Source organism: Rhodococcus sp. BL-253-APC-6A1W (assembly GCF_012843405.1).
GTDB lineage: Bacteria > Actinomycetota > Actinomycetes > Mycobacteriales > Mycobacteriaceae > Rhodococcus.
In genome coordinates this window covers 139,162-156,299 of record NZ_JABAFB010000009.1, presented here as the reverse complement: position 1 = coordinate 156,299, position 17,138 = coordinate 139,162, and the positions used below count along the sequence as shown (strand labels likewise).

The window sequence follows — 17,138 nt, the reverse complement described above, 5'->3', positions numbered from 1 at the left end:
GGCGCTACCCTTCCCAGCCGGCCAGCACGGTACGTGCGGCGGTGACGACAGCCAGTGGCTGATCGATCATGGGATGGTGGCCTGCCGCAGGAAGTTCGACCATGAGAGTGTCCGGGCCGAGTTGCCGGCGGATCTTCGCAGCGAGCGCGTCGTCGACGATGCCGTGCTCGCTCCGGAAATAGGCCAGCCGCGATCGGGGCGTCATGTTCTCGAGGCTGCCGCGTCCCTCGCGACCCATCCGGAGATTGTCGAACTTCCACGACCACCCGCCTTCGACCTGCTTCAAGGATTCGCGAGCGATGTGTTCCAGGACGAAAGGCTCGGCTGTGTCCTGCGGTGGGACGAGGCGGAACCGCGCCACCGCCGCCTCCACCGACGGATACACCTTCGGCGGACCGGCATTCGCGGCGATCTTGGCTCGCATCTCGAGTTCTTCGGGAGTCATGTCGCGGATCGGGGAATCGAGGATGATCACACCCCCGAGCCGGTCGCCGCGGAAATGCGCGGTCGCGAAGGACACGATCCCGCCCATGCTGTGCCCGAGCAGCACCGGGCGTCCGGTTATCCCCCCTGCTGCCGCTGCGGCAAGCACCTCTGCGGACCACGCCTCCAGAGAGTAGTGCTCACGGTGGGTGCTGTCCCCGTGTCCGCTGAGATCGAGCGCGACCACTCGGCGTCCCCGGGCCAGTTGCGGTCCGATGTGGTCCCACCAGCCGGAATGCGCCATGCCGCCGTGCACGAGCACCACACCGGGGCCCCCCGCTTCACCCCACGCGCGATAGGCGATGGTCGCACCGTCGACATCGACGGTGCCCTTGTCGACGGGTGTCGCGAGAGCGTCGACAAACCAACCGGGAGCAGCTTCGTTATCGATCATCGTCCGAACTTATGCGAGATGTGACGCCGGTGAGCATTCGGGCCAGCATTTCGATTCGCGGATCCTCCAGTTCGGGCTGGGGATGCACGATCGACGACACCGCCTCGCCGTCGAACATGTGCACGAGCGAGAACAGGACCAGATCGAACTGCGCAGGCGGCAACCGATCTGCGACCGGCAGCGACCTGCCGAAGTCGGCGATCTGCGCGTGGTAGCGGGCGGCCATCGGAGAGAGGTGATCACGCAGTGCCGGATCGGTGCGGGCCGCGCCGAGAAGTTCGTACCACGCGGAATTCATCGGCGCCCGGCATGCGCGGCGCAACAACAGCAGGCAGGTACGCACCACGTCGACGGTGGTATCGGCACCGCTGCGTTCCTCGAGGCGGCCGAGCACCGCGAGTCCCGCCCGGAAGTTCACGAACTGGCGTTCGCTCACCTCTTCGGCAGCCGCGACCATCAGGTCGAGGCGCGTGGGGAAGTGCCGGAAAACCCCGCCCGACGACACTCCCGAACGACGGCACACCTCCCCGATGGTCGTGGAGGTGTAACCGCGTTCGGCGAGTGAGGCGATCGTCGCGTCGAGGATCCGGCCGATCGTTTCCTCGCGTCGTTCCTTCTGGGTGCGCCGGGGCAGACGCTCACCGTGCAGGACGGGCACTCCTACCCCACCGACGCCTCCGTCGTCCGTACCGGTGCGGGACCGCGCTCCTCCACACCCGCCTTCAGGAAGCGGCCGGTGCCGACGGTGCGCCCGTATCCGTCCACGAACTGCCCGTCACGGAAGACGACCTTGCCCGCCACAGCGGTCGCGGTGACCGCCCGGTCGTTGCGGTTGACCATCCGCCGCAGTCCGCCGAATTGTTCCAGCGGCGCTTCGTGATACCGGTCCGTGTCCTCGTCGAGGCCGGCGGGATCGATGACGACGAAGTCGGCACGGTCGCCGATCCGCAGATGTCCGGCGTCGATCCCGTAGAAGTCCGCGAGTTCTCCGGTGAGCTTGTGGACAGCGGTGTGCAAGGGCAACACCGGCTTTCCGCGTTGCTCACCTTCGTGGATTCGTCGCAGCAGGCAGATGCCGAAGTTGTAGAACGCCATGTTGCGCAGGTGTGCACCGGCGTCGGAGAAACCGAGGGTGATGCCTTCCGTCCGGATGAGCCGGTCGGCCACCGCGGGTCGATCGTTGGCGATCACGGTGTGCCAGCGGAATTCCCGGCCGTATTCCACGACGAGGTCGAGGAACGTGTCCACCGGGTGGAGCTTCCGTTCCCGCGCGACGTCACCGATGGACCGGCCGACGAGCGACTCGTCGGGGCATTCCACGATGCGGGTGTCGTCGAAGTCCCGGTGCCAGACCCTCGGCGAGAACTTCTTCTCGAAATCACGACGGAACCAGCGGCGATAGGCCTCGTCGCGCAGCAGGTCGTTGCGCCCCATCTCCTCCTGGAGATGCAGTGCCGCCCGCCCCGAACCGAACTCCTCGAATACGACGAGATCGATCCCGTCGGAATAGACCTCGAAGGTCGTCGGCAGGTGCTGCCAGCGGAACGCGCCCTTACCGATCTTGTTGGCCGCGTACGCGATCGGGCCGAAGATTCGATTGACCCACCGCTCCGCCTTGGTGTCGGCCGCTGCGAGGACGGAGGTCTTCATCGGCTTGCGCCCGAGTCCGGTGCTCGCCGCCGCGAAGAACGCCACGTCGTACTTCGTGTTGAGATTGGGGACGGCCTGCAGCACACGTCCACGCCTGCGCAGGATCCTGTGCAGGCGACGGAATTCCGACCACGAGGCATGCGTCGAGGGCAATGTGCGGGAGCGGTAGCGGTCGCCGTCCATCTTGTCCCACGGATTTGTCATCGTGGAGACGCCGAGGAAACCCGCGTCCAGAGCCTCCGATACCCGCGCGTCGATCGCGGCGAGTTCGTCGCGGGTCGGCCGATTGGCACCGTCCGTCGAACGCCCCAGACCCATCACCGAGGCACGGATGTCCGAGTGTCCGACGAATGCGGTGATGTTGGGGCCGAGCGGCAGTTCGTTGAGGGTATCGATGTACTCACGCGGCGAGTTCCACGTCTTGGAGCGCTCGAGTGCCGCGAGCACGTGTTCGCGGGGCAGCGCCTCCACGCGGCTGAACAGGTCGGCGGCGTCGACGGGCGGAACGTACACCGTGGAGATCGAGCAGTTTCCCATCAGCACCGTGGTGACGCCGTGTCGCACCGACTCGGGCAGACCCGGGCCGACGAGCACCTCGGCGTCGTAGTGCGTGTGCGTGTCGACGAAGCCCGGCATGACCCAGCGGCCGGCCGCCTCGACCACCTCGGTGCCGGCCCCGACGGGCAGGTCGTCCGACGTCACCGCAGCGACGACACCATCTCGGATACCGAGGTTGCGGACGGCTCCGGGCGAACCCGTTCCGTCGAACCACAGGCCGCCGCGCACGACGACATCGAAATCCTCGTTCTTGTGATCCACACCACTCATGCGGCCGAGTGTAACCCCAAATAGAGGTTGCGCACTCTCCAAATCCCGATGTGCTCCCCCGGGACCCCACTCACCCCCGATAGGCTGCGGAAATGACCTCGTTCCCCGACCTCGACGCGACTCCGGTTCTCGTCGTCGATACCGATGTCCTCGACCGCAACGTCACACGGATGGCGCAGTCGGCCGACGCGCGCGGGCTTCACCTGCGACCGCACGTCAAGACACACAAGTGCGTCGAGATCGCTCGGCGTCAGCTCGCCGCGGGTGCCTGTGGGCTGACGGTGGCGACGGTGTCCGAGGCCGAGGTATTCGCGGACGCGGGTGCCGACGACCTCTTCGTGGCGTACCCCTTGTGGGTGGACGCCGCCCGCGGCGCGCGGCTTCGGGCACTCGCCGCACGCGTCCGGCTCACGGTCGGGGTCGAGTCCACCGCCGGCGTCCGGGCACTCGCGGCGCATGCCGGCACCGGCGTCGGCGTGCTCGTCGAGATCGACAGCGGGCATCACCGCACCGGAGTTCCTCCCGAGCGGGCCGGCGCCGTCGCCGCGTCCGCCCGCGACGAAGGCCTCGAGGTACACGGCGTCTTCACCTTTCCCGGTCACTCGTATGGTCCGGGCGTTCCGCCGGTGGCCGCCGCCGAAGAATCGGTTGCGCTCGCGGCCGCGGCCGCCTCGCTGCGCGCAGTGGGCATCGAACCGGCGGTGATCAGCGGCGGCTCCTCACCCACGGTGATGATCGAGGCCCCGACCGAAGCCACGGAATTGCGGCCGGGCGTATACGTCTTCGGCGATGCGCAGCAACTCGAACTCGAGGCGATCACCGAGCAAGACCTCGCGCTCACCGCGCTCGCGACGGTGGTCTCGGCACGCGGCGATGTCGTGGTCCTCGACGCCGGGAGCAAGATTCTCGGTGCCGACCGGGCGTCGTGGGCAACCGGATACGGCCGTATTCTGGGGACGCCCGATGCCCGGATCGTCGCGCTGTCCGAACACCACGCCACCGTGCAGTGGCCGGGTCACACCTCCCCGCCCGCGCTCGGTGAGCGGGTGCGAGTGGTGCCGAACCACGCATGCAACGCCGTGAACCTGGTCGACGAGTTGGTGGCGGTCTCCGGCGACGCGGTGGTCGGCAGGTGGCCGGTCGCAGCGCGGGGATGCACCACCTGACCCGTCCGCCGTTCACCGTTACGCTCCGTGGATGCCACCACTGAATCCCGACTTGAGCGGACGGGTCTTCCCTGCGACGTCGTATCTCGTCGGACGCGAGAAAACCCGCGAGTTCGCTCGTGCCGTGCGATCGAAGAACCCGATCCACCACGATGTCGATGCCGCTCGTGCCGCAGGTTTCGCGGACGTCGTCGCACCGACCACCTTCACCACCGTCGTCCAGAGCCCGGCGGTTGTGCAACTTCTGGAAACTCCGGGCACCGGCCTCGAGCTACATCGGACGGTGCACGGCTCGGAGAAGATCGAGTATCACCGCCCGATCGTCGCCGGCGACGAGCTGGCCACCACACTCACCATCACCGACGTCACCGAACGCGCCGGCAGTTCCATCCTCGCCACGGTGTGCGAGATCCGGGATACCGCCGGGGATCCGGTCGCCACGATCACATCGACACTGCTGCACCGGGGAGACGACGCATGACGCGGAGCACGGCACCACGTTTCGACGATCTCGAACTCGGGGCGATCGTCGCGAAGTCGGACCTGAACGTGACTCGGGCGGATCTGGTTCGCTACGCGGGCGCGTCGGGCGACTTCAACCCGATCCACTTCGACGACGCGGTCGCCGCCGGGGAAGGCCTGCCCGGCGTGCTGTGCCAGGGAATGCTGACAGCGGCACTGGGACTGCAGGCCGTCGTCGACTGGGCCGGGGATCCGACCTCGGTGATCTCGTACGAAGCGCGCTTCACGCGGCCGGTCGTCGTCGACCCGCTGGACGGGGCCGACCTGTCGATCTCCGCGAAGGTCGCCCGCCTCGACGACGTGGAGCGTGTGGCACGCGTCGACATCACCGTGTCGGCAGCGGGCCGGACGGTCCTCGGGAAGACGCAAGCCCGCATCCGTTTCTCGTCCTGACCCGGCAGAATCGCGCGCGCCGCGAGAGGATGTACGACGTGACCAGAACTCTCCTGGCTCGGCTCGCCGTCACCGCTGTGGCGGTGCCCCTCGTGGCGTGCGCGTCGCCGTCCACTCCCGCGATCGACGAGGAACCCACCCGGGCGAGCACCGCCACGGCCGAGTCGCCGGCACCCGACGCGGGCGACCCGCGTGTCACCGGCACCGTCGCATCCGGGCTCGAGACTCCGTGGGGGATCGCGTTCCTGCCCGGCGGTTCCGCGCTGGTGACCGAACGGGACTCGGGGCGGGTACTCGATATCGCCCCCGACGGCACCGTCCGCGAGGTGGGCCGCATCGGCGATGTGGTCGCGCAGGGTGAATCGGGGTTGCTCGGCATCGCGGTCTCCCCAACCTTCGACGCCGACGGCCTCGTCTTCCTGTACGCGACGACCGGCGCGGACAACCGCATCCTGCGCGCCGTCTACGACGGCACGGCCCTGTCGGAACCGTCCGTGATCGTCGACGGCATTCCCGCGGCCCGGATCCACGACGGCGGACGGCTGGTCTTCGGTCCGGACGGCATGTTGTACGCCGCGACGGGTGAAGCCGGTGACGCCGAACTCGCTCAGGACCCCGCGTCGCTCGGCGGCAAGATCCTCAGGATCACGCCGGACGGCGCGCCCGCTCCGGGCAACCCCGATCCCGCATCGCCGGTCTATTCGCTCGGCCACCGCAACGTGCAAGGACTGGCGTTCGACGGACAGGGCCGCCTGTGGGCGTCGGAGTTCGGCCAGAACGACGTCGACGAGCTGAATCTCGTCACGCCCGGAGCGAACTACGGCTGGCCCGACGTGGAAGGGACCGGCGGCGCTCCGGAGTTCGTCGACCCCGTCACGACCTGGCCGGTATCCGACGCCTCCCCGTCCGGGCTCACCTTCGCCGACGACCGGCTCTGGATGGCCGCCCTCCGCGGAGAAAGACTGTGGAGCATCACGATCCGGCCGGACGATACGGTGGACGCGCGGGAATTCTTCGTCGGCGAGTACGGACGGCTCAGGACCGTCGCCGCCGCGCCGGACGGTTCGCTGTGGTTGACCACCTCGAACCGCGACGGCCGCGGGCAGCCCGGCGACGACGACGATCGCATCCTGCGCGTCGAAATATCCTGAGACGGATCAGGGAACGAGTACGACGACCGTTTCGGCGACCAGCGCCGGCTTGGTTCCGCCCTCGACCTCGACGGTGTAGTTCACCACCAGGTTCGCGCCTTTCGCGGTGCGTTCGAGCGACGTGAACTCGGCGCCGGCACGAATCCTGGAACCGACGGGCACCGGCGCGGGGAAACGCACCTTGTTCGCACCGTAATTGATCTTCATCGTCACGCCGTCGAGTGAGAAGATCTTCGCGCCGAGGACCGGCAGCAGCGACAAGGTCAGATACCCGTGTGCGATCGTCGTGCCGTACGGGCCGTTCTTCGCCTTGTCCGGATCGATGTGGATCCACTGGTGATCACCGGTGGCGTCGGCGAACAGGTTCACGCGCTCCTGGGTGATCTCCATCCACTCACTGCGGCCGAGGTCCTCCCCGACCGCCTTCTCGACCTCGTCGATTCCGTGGAAAACTCGCATTTGTGCTCCTGTTCGGGTAGTTGTGGCGGTCAATGCCCGGTCCGCCTGAGGGTGACGCGATACGTGTAGTGCTCCGGCAGAAAGTAACTCACCGACAGCTCCGCCGGTAGTCCCTCGGCGTTCGAGTACAGGCGGTCCACTCTCAGCAGCGGATGCCCTACCGCACAGTTCAACTCGGCCGCGACCTGCTCGGATGCCGATGCCACGGTGATCGACTGTGCGGCTTCGACGATCGGGCTGTCGAGATGAGGTTCGAGCAGGCCGATCACGGTGTTACGGCTCGACGCGCCCGCCCGCAACGCCGGTGCGTCCAGCACGTGCGCCGCGATCTCGTCGGGGAGATGAATGGTGGTGAGCACGAAAGGGGTGGACCCGTGCACCCGCCGGAGCACGACCGAGTGGAGCAGATCGGTGTCGAGCCGCAACCGGCTCGCCGCATCGATGTCGACTCCCCTGTGTAGCGGGGTGACGATCTCCATGACGGTGTCGGCGGACAACGCGAGGAGGTCCTCGATCGACCCGAGTTGCCGCCGGTAACGCCTGCCCGACTCGTCCGCGAACGTGCCACGCCCCGGGACGCGGTAGACGATGCCGTCCGCCACGAGATCCTGGAACGCACGCCGAACCGTCTGCCTGCTCACCCGGTGCTGCTCGGCCAATTCGGCTTCGGTAGGCAGGCGCGTCCCGTTGCTGTACCGGCCGGCTTCCACCTCGTCCCGTAGCCGACGGGCGAGCTGCGCGTAGGCCGGTTCCGTCTCTCGTGCTCTGCCGTCCATGACCGCCGATCCCGGTGGTACCGGTCAGATTCCGCCGCGGGCCACGAGTTGGCTCGCGATCACGTTGCGCTGGATCTCGTTGGTCCCCTCACCGACGATCATCAGGGGTGCGTCACGGAAGTAGCGTTCGACGTCGTACTCGGTCGAGTACCCGTAACCCCCGTGGATGCGCACCGCGTTCAGGGCGATCTCCATCGCAATCTCCGAGCAGTACAGCTTCGCCATGCCTGCTTCCATGTCGCATCGTTCGCCGCTGTCGTACTTTTCCGCCGCATAGCGGGTGAGTTGCCGAGCTGCGGTCAGTTTGGTGGCCATGTCGGCGAGGTAGTTGCCGATCGACTGGTGTTTCCAGATGGGCACCCCGAAGCTCTCGCGATGTTGCGCATAGGCCAGCGAATCCTCGAGTGCCGCGGCCGCAACACCGAGCGCGCGGGAGGCGACCTGCAGACGGCCGGTCTCGAGGCCCTTCATCATGTGTCCGAAACCTTTGCCCGGGTCGCCTCCGAGGATCGCCTCGGCCGGAATCCGGTAGTTGTCGAAGCTCAGTTCGCACGACTCGACGCCCTTGTAGCCGAGTTTCGGCAGATCCCGTGAGACCGTCAGGCCGGGGCCGTGTTCGACGAGAACGACGGAGATGCCCTTGTGCCGCGGGGTGGCCTGCGGATCGGTCTTGCACAACAGCGCGATCAGCCCCGCACGTCGCGCATTGGTGATCCAGGTCTTCGCGCCGTTGATCACCAGATCGTCGCCGTCGCGCTTCGCGGTGGTCGTCATCGCCTGGAGGTCGGAGCCACCGCCCGGTTCGGTGAGCGCCATCGTCGCGCGGATCTCTCCGGTGGCAAGCTTGGGCAGGTACCTGCGCTTCTGCTCCTCGGTGCCGTACAGCGCAAGCAGTTTCGCCACGACCGTGTGGCCGCCCATCGCGCCCGCAAGACTCATCCAGCCGCGCGAGAGTTCCTCGGTCACCTGCACGTAGCAGGGCATCGACACCGGGGATCCGCCGTACTCCTCGGGTACCGCGAGGCCGTAGATGCCGATCTGCTTCATCTGCTCGATCCAGCGTTCCGGGTACTCGTTGGCGTGCTCGACTTCCTGCACGGTGGGCTTGACCTCGCGGTCGACGAAGTCGCGGACCGTCTCGATCAGAAAAGTCTCTTCGTCGTTCAGAGTGCTCACGCGGATCCTTCGATCGGTGCCGGGTGGCGACCCGACCAAACTTTGTACGGCCATTTTGTTGACCACGCGTAGCCGTGTCAATGCCTGCCCCTTCGAATCCGCCCGAAATTCCAGAGTTTTCAGCAATACGTGTGGCTGCATCTGCCTATAACTCTGGCGCAGCACCCCACAATGGCCGTACATTCACCGCGTTCCCCGCTGTCCCGAAATCCACGAGGTTCTCCGTGACGTCCGAGCCACACTCTTCCGGCGGCGAGCAGCGCCCGTCGCACCCTGTCGAAAGCCGGAGCCTGACATGACCACGAATCCCGTTTCTGTCGGCGGCCCATATTTCGACGAACTCACCGTCGGCCGCGTCTTCGACACCGCACCCGCAGTCACCCTCACCGACGGACTCGCGGCGACCCACCAAGCGATCCTCGGCGACCGGTTCCGTCTTCCCCTCGACCGGCACCTCTCGACCGCGGTCGCGGGCGGCGCTCTCGCACACGCCGGTTTCGTCACCGACATCGCGATCGGCCAGTCGACGCTGGTGACGCACCACGTCAAGGCCAACCTGTTCTACCGAGGATTGCGTTTCCACCGATTCCCCTTCATCGGCGACACGCTCTACACGACCACCGAAGTAGTGGGCCTGAAAGAGAATTCGGCGAAGCCGGGTCGTCGACCCACCGGCCTGGCGGCGCTGCGCGTGAACACCGTGGACCAGGACGGCAGGACAGTGCTCGATTTCTACCGATGTGCGATGCTGCCGTTGAGCGAGACTCCAGATCCCGGCCGGATCGTCCACGCGGAAGACCTGTCCGTAATCGGACCTCGGGACCAGCCGATCTGGTCCTCACCCGGCAACTGGGACCTCGATCTGTATCGGAGTCGAGTTCCCGGAACCCATTTCGATCCCGCGCTCGCCGGCGCCGTGCTGCGATCGAGTGGAGACGTCGTGTCCGGTGCACCCGAACTCGCGCGCCTGAGCCTGAATATCGCTGCGACACACCATGACGAGCGTGTCGGGTCGGCGGGGCGACTGGTGTACGGCGGGCACACGATCGGGATCGCACTGTCCCAGGCGACGCGTGCACTGCCGAATATGGTGACCGTGCTCGGGTGGCGGTCGTGCGACCACACCGGTCCCGTGCACGAGGGCGACACCCTCACCAGCGACCTGCACGTCGAGTCCGCCGAACCGCTCCCACAGGGCGGAGGTGTGCTCGCACTGCGGTCTCTCGTGTACGCACAACGTGCGACCACCGAGCCGGCGCCCGTCCTGGATTGGCGTTTCACCGTCCTTATGGCCTGACCGGTCACGGAGGGGTCAGTCGGCGCGGATCTCGTCGATCAAGCCCCACGCCAACGCGCGATCCGCGTCCAGCGGCAGCGCCGTGACGAACAGATGCATCGCGCGCCACCGCCCGATGCGACGGGGAATGCTCACCGTGCCGCCTGCTCCAGGGATCAGCCCCATCGACACTTCGGGAAGCCGGAACACCGTCGCCGGATGGGCCACCACTCTGCCCGCGAACGCCGGAATCTCGATGCCGGCACCGACGCAGTGACCGTGCAGACGCACCTCGATCCGGTCTGCGAGCTGCGCGACGACTCGTCCCGCGCCCCCGCGGGTACGGATCAGGTGCGCGGTCGCCGCGTCAGGGGTGCGCCCGAACTCGTCGAGGTCTCCGCCCGCGCAGAACGACGGTCCCGCGCCGTCGAGGACGACACGCTCGATGCTCTCGTCCATCAGCGGCAACCGGAGCGCGTCGACCAATGCGTCGCGCAACTGCGTCCCGTACGCGTTGCGCCGTTCCGGGCGATTGAGCGTCACGTGCAGCGTCACGCCGTCGCGCACGAGGAGCACGGGATCCCCGGACGCGGGCGGGGGCAGCGGGCGGAGTCCCCGGTCGTCGAGCCACCGGGCGAACTCGGGTCCGCTCTGCAGCGTGGAATATCCCAGTGACTCGACATCGAGCGCGCCGGATACCGCAAGGGTGTCGGCGGTGCGCAACACCTGCCGCAACACCAGCGCCGCGAGCGGATTGTCTGTCACGGCGTCGAGCACGGTTGCGGCGCTCGCGCCGGGATCGGGCGTGCCGACCACCGTCGTCGTGACCGGATCGGGGCCGGTGGCATATGTGAGGTCGAGCGCGCCGAGCAATGGGGACAAGGCGCCGGAATCGAGCGGCACCGTCGCCCGGCCGACCAGCAGTCGATCGGACATCGCGGCCCGGTGAGCCGCCCGCTCGAGCACCGACGCGGGGACATCGTCGAGGTCGACGATCAGCATCGGACGGTCGGCCGCGCCCCCGTCCGCGAAGAAAGGCTCGTCGGCTGCCCCGTCCGCGAGATCGGCAACGGAAATCGTGACGGCTGTCGTCGGGTCCATATGTTGTGCCTTCACGCTCGACTCCGGCCCCCTCGCGTTGGAATGTAGCATCACGCTCATGTCCTCCTCTTCCGCCGGCGACCCGGTCAGGGACTGGGCGGAGAGCGGAATTGCTTCTCTCACGGGGAGAGTCGACGGCCCTCCTTTGATCCCACCGGGCCGGGCGGCAACCACGGCGAGGGAACTGACGGCACGGATCGCGTCCGCGACCGCCGGTTCGGTACAACTCGACGGCGCCCACCTGCTGTCCGAGCGTGCCGCATTCACCGGCGCCCGCAGGGCCGGCGCCACGTCGGTGGGCGGCGCGTGCCGACTGTTGCCCACCGCAGACGGGTGGGCAGCGGTGTCGTGCGCACGTCCCGGCGACCCCCTGCTCCTGGGCGCCCTCGTCGGCGCCGACGTGGCCGACGACCCGTGGCCCGCCGTCACGGCCTGGGTCGCCGGCCACACCGGCGCCGAACTCGCCGACCGCGCGGAACTGCTCGGCATCGCCGCCGGACCGGTGACGCCGCCCACCGGTACGCCGCCCGTACCACTGGAACCACGGCAGGTCGACGGACTGCTCGTCGTCGATTTCAGCGCTCTGTGGGCCGGTCCGCTGTGCGCTCACGTGCTGGGACTGGCGGGGGCGCGCGTCGTGAAGGTCGAGACGCCCGACCGGCCCGACGGAGCACGACGCGGCAACTCCGAGTTCTATCGCTTGCTGCACGGCGGCCACGAGTCGGTGGTGCTGGACCCGTCCGACGACCGGCAACGCCGGGAACTGGCCGCCCTGGTCGATGCTGCGGACATCGTCGTCGAGGCGTCGCGTCCCCGCGCCCTCGCCGGTTTCGGGCTCGACGCCGAAACAGTGGTGGCGCGCGGCGGCACGTGGGTGTCGATCACCGCGCACGGTCGCGGGTCGATGCGCGTCGGCTTCGGTGACGATGTCGCCGCGAGCGCCGGATTGCTCGCCCACGACGCGCACGGTCCGGTCTTCGTGGGCGATGCGCTGGCCGATCCCCTCACCGGCCTGACCGCCGCAACCCTTGCACTGTCGGCCCCCGCAGACGGGTCCGGTGTGCTGTGGGACGTGTCGATGTCGGCCGTCGTCGCGGCGACTCTGAACGCATCGCATTCTCCTGCACCGCAGGCATATCGGCGCGGCGGCCGGTGGTGGGTGGACACGGGTCCGGCCCCCGTGGAGATCGTCCCACCGCGCCCACGCGAACCGCACGGGGAAGCCGCTCGCTCGGGACGGGACACCGCACAGCTACTGGGCGAACTGGGGATCCGGCGATGACGCCGCTGATGCTGCGCGATGTCGAACTCGGCGGCGTTCCCGGTTCGGCAGTGGTGATCCGGGACGGGGTGATCGCCGAGGTGGGGGTCGGACTCGAACCGACCGGGAACATCGACGTGATCGACGGCGCCGGCGGAGCACTCGTACCGGGCCTGCACGACCACCACATCCACCTGCACGCAACAGCTGCCGAACGGTCGTCGGTGCGCTGCGGACCCCCGCATGTTCGTACCCCCGACGACCTCGCACGAGTGCTGCGGACGGCACCGGGTGACTCGGTCCGTGGAGTCGGATACTTCGAATCCGTAGCGGGGGAGCTCGATTCCGAGGCTCTCGACCGGATGCACGCGCGGCGCCCTGTGCGGGTGCAGCATCGCAGCGGCGCGCTCTGGGTCCTGAACTCCGCGGCCGCGGCGCTCGCCGGACTCGACGCCGCCGACCATCCCGGCGTCGAACGGTACGGCGACGGGCGCCCGACGGGACGCGTGTGGCGGGCCGATACGTGGCTACGCGACCGGTTGCCGCCGACCGCGCCACCCCCGCTCGACGCGATCGGCGCTCAGCTCGCGGCGTACGGGATCACCGGTCTCACCGACGCGACACCGGACCTGTCACCGAGTTCGCTCGCGGCTCTGGTGGGCGCGCACGGTGGCGGTGCGCTCCCTCAGCGCCTGCATCTTCTCGGTGCACCGTCCGGATTCGTCTCCCCCAGCGGCACTCTGACCACCGGTCCCTACAAGATCGTGCTCGCGGATTCCGGGCTCCCCGACCTCGACGTGCTCGCCGAGACGATCCGGGACGTGCACGCCGCCGGACGCGGGGTCGCGGTGCACTGTGTGAGCAGAGAAGCGTTCGCAATCCTGCTCGCCGCCTTCACCGAGGTGGGTGCCCGTCCCGGCGACCGGATCGAGCACGGCGCTCTCATACCCCCCGAATCGATCGACGATCTGCGCCGGCTCGGCGTGCGGGTCGTGTCGCAGCCCGGGTTCCTCTCCGATCGTGGCGACAGCTACCTGCGCGACGTGGATCCCCGGGACCGCGGCGACCTGTATCGATGCCGCAGCCTGCTCGACGCGGGCGTACCTCTCGCGCTGTCGAGCGACGCCCCGTACGGGCCGCTCGACCCGTGGGCCATCATCGCAGCCGCCACGACACGGACGACGGAGTCGGGTGCGGTCCTCGGCCACTCCGAGATTCTCGATCCTTCCCAGGCGCTCGCCGGGTTCCTCTCGGCCGCAGACGATCCGGGCGGGAAGCCGAGGACGATCCGGGTCGGGCAACCCGGAGATCTGGTGCTCCTCCACGCTCCTCTCGCCGACGTTCTCGCAGCGCCGTCGTCATCAGCGGTGCGCACCACCGTCATCGGCGGCCGTGTCGTGCACGGATGATGCCGGAAGGCGCGGGGAGTCGTCAGGTCGTCAGGACACGGTCCAGGTGTGGGGACCGTCGAGGAGTTGCTGGAGGTCTGCCGGCGCTTCGGCTTTCGCCCGCGCCACCTGGTCGCGCGCACCGTCGTCGTATGCCGGCCGCTGTCCTGCTCGCACGATTCCGGTGACCGTGTACTCGAGGTTCTGGTCCGACAGTCGCGACAGGGCGTAGGCGTACTCGAGGTCCTCGGTGTGCGCATCGTGGACCACGATGTCGCCGGGGTCCACGTCGGCGCGCTGCGCCACCCGCAGACCGAAACCGCGGCGCACGACGCACAGTTCGTCGTCGGTTCCGAAGATGATCGGCTCGCCGTGCCGCACGTGGATCAACCGGGAGCCGGCGCCGTCCTTCCGGAGCACGTCGAACGAACCGTCGTTGAAGATCGGGCAGTCCTGCAAAATCTCGACGAACGCCGCGCCGCGGTGATGCGCCGCGGCGCGCAGCACCTCCGTCAATCCCTCCCGGTCCGAATCCAGCGCGCGGGCAACGAAGCTCGCGTCCGCTCCGAGTGCCAGCGACATCGTGTTGAACGGGGCGTCGACCGAGCCCATCGGTGTGGACTTGGTGACCTTGCCGACCTCGGAGGTCGGTGAGTACTGTCCCTTGGTCAGTCCGTAGATCCTGTTGTTGAACAACAGGATCCGCATGTTCACATTGCGGCGTAGAGCGTGGATCAGGTGGTTGCCGCCGATCGACAGCGCGTCGCCGTCACCGGTGACCACCCACACCGACAGATCGGGCCGGGTGACGGCCAGTCCGGTGGCCAGTGTCGGCGCGCGGCCGTGGATGGAATGCACGCCGTAGGTGTCGAGGTAGTACGGGAACCTCGACGAACATCCGATACCCGACACGAAGACGATGTTCTCCCTCGCGAGCCCCAACTGCGGCAGCATGCTGCGCACGGTCGCGAGGATGACGTAGTCGCCGCATCCGGGACACCACCGGACCTCCTGGTCGGTGGTGAAGTCCTTCGCCTTCTGTGGCACGTCGGTGCAGGGTACATGGGCGAGGCCACTGAGACCCAGATCCCTGCCGACCGCGCCGGTCTCGTGGGCCGTGCCGTTGTGCATCGTTCCCGTCATCTGTCGGATCTCCGATCTTCGGTGGCGCGTCAGCGTGTCACGGCTGCCGCCACCGCGGCTGGGGTCTTTGCGGATTCGGCGCTGCGCAGTCCGTCCTCGAACTCGTCGAGCAGCGCCTCGTGGAGTTCGTCGGCGAGGAACGCCATGCCGGCAACTTTGGTCACCGGCTGGATGTCCGCGTCGTACCGTGCCCGAAGCAACATGGACAGCTGACCGAGGTTCATCTCCGGTACCAGTACCCGCCGGTACCGGGCGAGCACGTCACCGAGGTTCGCGGGCATCGGGTTGAGATGACGAAGGTGTGCCCGCGCGACCGGACGGCCCCCGCGACGTGCCCGGCGGACGGCCTCCCCGAGAGGTCCGTACGACGAACCCCAGCCGAGGACCAGGATGTCCGCGTCGTCACCAGGATCGTCGACCTCGAGATCGGGTACGGCGATACCCGCGATGCGGGCGACCCGAACCCGGGTCATCAGTTCGTGATTGGTGTGGTGGTACGAGATGTCGCCGGTGCCGTTGGCCTTCTCGAGACCGCCGATGCGGTGTTCCCGCCCCGGGGTACCCGGGATCGCCCAGTCTCGGGCAAGTGTCTCCGGATCCCGTGCGTAGGGCAGATGACCGGCGCCTTCCTCCCCCGGCGGTGTCGCAAATCCGGGTTCGATCGCGGGGAGGTCCGCGGCGTCGGGAATGCGCCACGGCTCGGACCCGTTCGCGATGGCGCCGTCGGACAGCAGCAGCACCGGTGTCCGGTAGGTGACGGCGATGCGCGCTGCTTCCCGTGCCGCCTCGAAGCAGTCGGACGGGGACTGCGGCGCAACGACGGCGACCGGGGATTCCCCGTTGCGGCCGAACAGCGCCTGGAGCAGGTCGGCCTGCTCGGTCTTGGTGGGCAGGCCCGTCGAGGGCCCACCGCGCTGCACGTCGATGACGATCAACGGCAGTTCGGTCATCACGGCCAGTCCGATGGCTTCCGACTTCAGAGCAAGACCCGGTCCCGACGTACTCGTCACCCCGAGGGAACCGCCGTACGACGCACCGATCGCAGCACCGATCCCCGCGATCTCGTCCTCGGCCTGGAAGGTGTGCACACCGAACCGCTTGAGTTTGCTCAGTTCGTGCAGGATGTCGGACGCCGGGGTGATCGGATAGGTCCCGAGGAACACGTCCATCCCCGCGGACCGTCCGGCCGAGACGAGGCCGTACGCAAGCGCGGTGTTTCCGGTGATCTGCCGGTATCGCCCGGGCGGTAACGCGGCTTTGCCCACCTCGTAGGTGGTGGCGAACGCCTCGGTGGTCTCGCCGTAGTTCCATCCCGCGCGCAGCGCCAGGACATTGGCCTGCGCGATGTCCGGCTTCGCGGCGAACTTGCGCTCGAGGAAGTCCTCGACGGGGGCCAGTGGACGCCCGTACATCCACGACAACACTCCGAGCGCGAACATGTTCTTGGCGCGGTGGGCGTCCTTCTTCCCCACACCGGACGGCTCGACCGCGCCCGCGGTGAGGGTGCTCATGGGGATCGCGTGAACCACGAACGGCTCGACGAGGTCGGTCTCGAGCGGGTTGGCGTCGTAGCCGACCTTGCTCAGATTGCGCCTGGTGAACTCGTCGCTGTTGACGATGAGGATCCCACCCGCAGGCAGGTCGCCGAGGTTGGACTTCAGGGCAGCCGGATTCATCGCGACGAGCACGTCGGGCCGGTCCCCCGCGGTGAGGACGTCGTAGTCGGCGATCTGGATCTGGAAGCTCGAGACGCCGTGCAGTGTGCCCTGGGGTGCGCGAATCTCGGCGGGGAAGTTGGGCTGGGTGGCGAGGTCGTTGCCGAACGCGGCGGCCTCGGCGGTGAATCTGTCACCGGCGAGTTGCATCCCGTCGCCGGAGTCACCCGCTATGCGGATGACGACTTGTTCCAACTTCCTCGCGGTCGGTCTCGACGTCATACGGTCGGCTCCTTCTTCCCCCGGCGTGCGCTGG

At 68.1% G+C, this 17,138-nt stretch carries 16 protein-coding genes; 7 read left to right on the top strand and 9 right to left on the bottom strand.

All coding sequences use genetic code 11. From position 1 onward, the window contains the following. Positions 1-4: 4 nt before the first annotated feature. Genes HF877_RS15685 through HF877_RS15675 form a run of 3 tightly spaced genes read right to left on the bottom strand, consistent with a single transcriptional unit; the run spans position 5 to position 3,355 of the window. Positions 5-877 (bottom strand): alpha/beta hydrolase, encoded by an 873-nt coding sequence (locus HF877_RS15685; RefSeq protein WP_169622113.1) that lies wholly within the window; start codon positions 875-877, stop codon positions 5-7. Continuing rightward, positions 867-1,535, bottom strand: a complete 669-nt coding sequence (locus HF877_RS15680; RefSeq protein ID WP_296550731.1) for a TetR/AcrR family transcriptional regulator — start codon at positions 1,533-1,535, stop codon at positions 867-869. Before HF877_RS15680 ends, HF877_RS15685 begins: the two co-directional genes overlap by 11 nt. A gap of 2 nt (positions 1,536-1,537) precedes the next feature. Further along, entirely contained in the window at positions 1,538-3,355 is a 1,818-nt protein-coding gene (locus HF877_RS15675; protein WP_169622112.1) for an amidohydrolase family protein, read from the bottom strand. Positions 3,356-3,447: 92 nt separating this feature from the next. On the opposite strand from HF877_RS15675, the gene HF877_RS15670 reads away from it, so the two are divergent. Genes HF877_RS15670 through HF877_RS15655 form a run of 4 tightly spaced genes read left to right on the top strand, consistent with a single transcriptional unit; the run spans position 3,448 to position 6,587 of the window. Continuing rightward, positions 3,448-4,521, top strand: a complete 1,074-nt coding sequence (locus tag HF877_RS15670) for an alanine racemase (protein ID WP_169622111.1) — start codon at positions 3,448-3,450, stop codon at positions 4,519-4,521. A 31-nt stretch (positions 4,522-4,552) separates the two neighbouring features. After that, positions 4,553-5,002, top strand: coding sequence for a MaoC family dehydratase N-terminal domain-containing protein (locus HF877_RS15665; RefSeq protein ID WP_169622110.1), 450 nt, complete (start codon positions 4,553-4,555; stop codon positions 5,000-5,002). Then, on the top strand, positions 4,999-5,436 hold the full coding sequence (locus HF877_RS15660; protein ID WP_169622109.1) for a MaoC/PaaZ C-terminal domain-containing protein: 438 nt from the start codon (positions 4,999-5,001) through the stop codon (positions 5,434-5,436). The genes HF877_RS15665 and HF877_RS15660 overlap by 4 nt, the downstream gene beginning before the upstream one ends. A 38-nt stretch (positions 5,437-5,474) precedes the next feature. After that, positions 5,475-6,587: a PQQ-dependent sugar dehydrogenase gene (locus HF877_RS15655; protein WP_346765190.1), complete on the top strand. Its 1,113-nt coding sequence runs from the start codon at positions 5,475-5,477 to the stop codon at positions 6,585-6,587. Positions 6,588-6,593: 6 nt separating this feature from the next. Here HF877_RS15655 and HF877_RS15650 read toward each other — a convergent pair whose 3' ends face one another. Genes HF877_RS15650 through HF877_RS15640 form a run of 3 tightly spaced genes read right to left on the bottom strand, consistent with a single transcriptional unit; the run spans position 6,594 to position 8,998 of the window. Continuing rightward, the gene (locus tag HF877_RS15650) at positions 6,594-7,046 is read right to left on the bottom strand and encodes a MaoC family dehydratase (RefSeq protein ID WP_169622107.1); all 453 of its coding nucleotides are present in this window, start codon (positions 7,044-7,046) and stop codon (positions 6,594-6,596) included. A gap of 29 nt (positions 7,047-7,075) precedes the next feature. Then, a complete protein-coding gene (locus HF877_RS15645; RefSeq protein WP_169622106.1) occupies positions 7,076-7,822 on the bottom strand; it encodes a GntR family transcriptional regulator in 747 nt (248 codons plus the stop codon). A gap of 24 nt (positions 7,823-7,846) precedes the next feature. Further along, on the bottom strand, positions 7,847-8,998 hold the full coding sequence (locus tag HF877_RS15640; protein ID WP_169622105.1) for an acyl-CoA dehydrogenase family protein: 1,152 nt from the start codon (positions 8,996-8,998) through the stop codon (positions 7,847-7,849). A 295-nt stretch (positions 8,999-9,293) separates the two neighbouring features. Here HF877_RS15640 and HF877_RS15635 point away from each other — a divergent pair, with 295 nt between their 5' ends. After that, positions 9,294-10,295 (top strand): MaoC family dehydratase, encoded by a 1,002-nt coding sequence (locus HF877_RS15635; RefSeq protein WP_169622104.1) that lies wholly within the window; start codon positions 9,294-9,296, stop codon positions 10,293-10,295. A 15-nt stretch (positions 10,296-10,310) separates the two neighbouring features. Here the strand turns inward: HF877_RS15635 and HF877_RS15630 are convergent, their stop codons facing one another. Beyond that, positions 10,311-11,375, bottom strand: coding sequence for an enoyl-CoA hydratase/isomerase family protein (locus HF877_RS15630; RefSeq protein ID WP_169622195.1), 1,065 nt, complete (start codon positions 11,373-11,375; stop codon positions 10,311-10,313). Between the two features lie 58 nt (positions 11,376-11,433). Here HF877_RS15630 and HF877_RS15625 point away from each other — a divergent pair, with 58 nt between their 5' ends. Both HF877_RS15625 and HF877_RS15620 read left to right on the top strand, forming a co-directional pair. Continuing rightward, a complete protein-coding gene (locus HF877_RS15625; protein WP_169622103.1) occupies positions 11,434-12,657 on the top strand; it encodes a CoA transferase in 1,224 nt (407 codons plus the stop codon). Continuing rightward, positions 12,654-14,045, top strand: coding sequence for an amidohydrolase family protein (locus tag HF877_RS15620; RefSeq protein ID WP_169622102.1), 1,392 nt, complete (start codon positions 12,654-12,656; stop codon positions 14,043-14,045). The genes HF877_RS15625 and HF877_RS15620 overlap by 4 nt, the downstream gene beginning before the upstream one ends. Before the next feature lie 30 nt (positions 14,046-14,075). Here HF877_RS15620 and HF877_RS15615 read toward each other — a convergent pair whose 3' ends face one another. Together HF877_RS15615 and HF877_RS15610 are read right to left on the bottom strand one after the other, a co-directional pair. Further along, positions 14,076-15,167, bottom strand: a complete 1,092-nt coding sequence (locus HF877_RS15615; protein ID WP_169622101.1) for a 2-oxoacid:ferredoxin oxidoreductase subunit beta — start codon at positions 15,165-15,167, stop codon at positions 14,076-14,078. A gap of 29 nt (positions 15,168-15,196) precedes the next feature. Further along, a complete protein-coding gene (locus HF877_RS15610) occupies positions 15,197-17,104 on the bottom strand; it encodes a 2-oxoacid:acceptor oxidoreductase subunit alpha (protein WP_169622100.1) in 1,908 nt (635 codons plus the stop codon). Between the last annotated feature and the right edge of the window lie 34 nt (positions 17,105-17,138).

Excerpts from the sequence above, each read along its gene's own strand:
- HF877_RS15685 (WP_169622113.1), bottom strand. The coding sequence starts at position 877 with ATGATCGATAACGAAGCTGCTCCCGGTTGGTTTGTCGACGCTCTCGCG.
- HF877_RS15675 (WP_169622112.1), bottom strand. The coding sequence starts at position 3,355 with ATGAGTGGTGTGGATCACAAGAACGAGGATTTCGATGTCGTCGTGCGC.
- HF877_RS15670 (WP_169622111.1), top strand. The coding sequence starts at position 3,448 with ATGACCTCGTTCCCCGACCTCGACGCGACTCCGGTTCTCGTCGTCGAT.
- HF877_RS15615 (WP_169622101.1), bottom strand. The coding sequence starts at position 15,167 with ATGACGGGAACGATGCACAACGGCACGGCCCACGAGACCGGCGCGGTC.
- HF877_RS15620 (WP_169622102.1), top strand. The coding sequence starts at position 12,654 with ATGACGCCGCTGATGCTGCGCGATGTCGAACTCGGCGGCGTTCCCGGT.
- HF877_RS15625 (WP_169622103.1), top strand. The coding sequence starts at position 11,434 with ATGTCCTCCTCTTCCGCCGGCGACCCGGTCAGGGACTGGGCGGAGAGC.
- HF877_RS15610 (WP_169622100.1), bottom strand. The coding sequence starts at position 17,104 with ATGACGTCGAGACCGACCGCGAGGAAGTTGGAACAAGTCGTCATCCGC.
- HF877_RS15630 (WP_169622195.1), bottom strand. The coding sequence starts at position 11,375 with ATGGACCCGACGACAGCCGTCACGATTTCCGTTGCCGATCTCGCGGAC.
- HF877_RS15635 (WP_169622104.1), top strand. The coding sequence starts at position 9,294 with ATGACCACGAATCCCGTTTCTGTCGGCGGCCCATATTTCGACGAACTC.
- HF877_RS15665 (WP_169622110.1), top strand. The coding sequence starts at position 4,553 with ATGCCACCACTGAATCCCGACTTGAGCGGACGGGTCTTCCCTGCGACG.
- HF877_RS15645 (WP_169622106.1), bottom strand. The coding sequence starts at position 7,822 with ATGGACGGCAGAGCACGAGAGACGGAACCGGCCTACGCGCAGCTCGCC.
- HF877_RS15660 (WP_169622109.1), top strand. The coding sequence starts at position 4,999 with ATGACGCGGAGCACGGCACCACGTTTCGACGATCTCGAACTCGGGGCG.
- HF877_RS15650 (WP_169622107.1), bottom strand. The coding sequence starts at position 7,046 with ATGCGAGTTTTCCACGGAATCGACGAGGTCGAGAAGGCGGTCGGGGAG.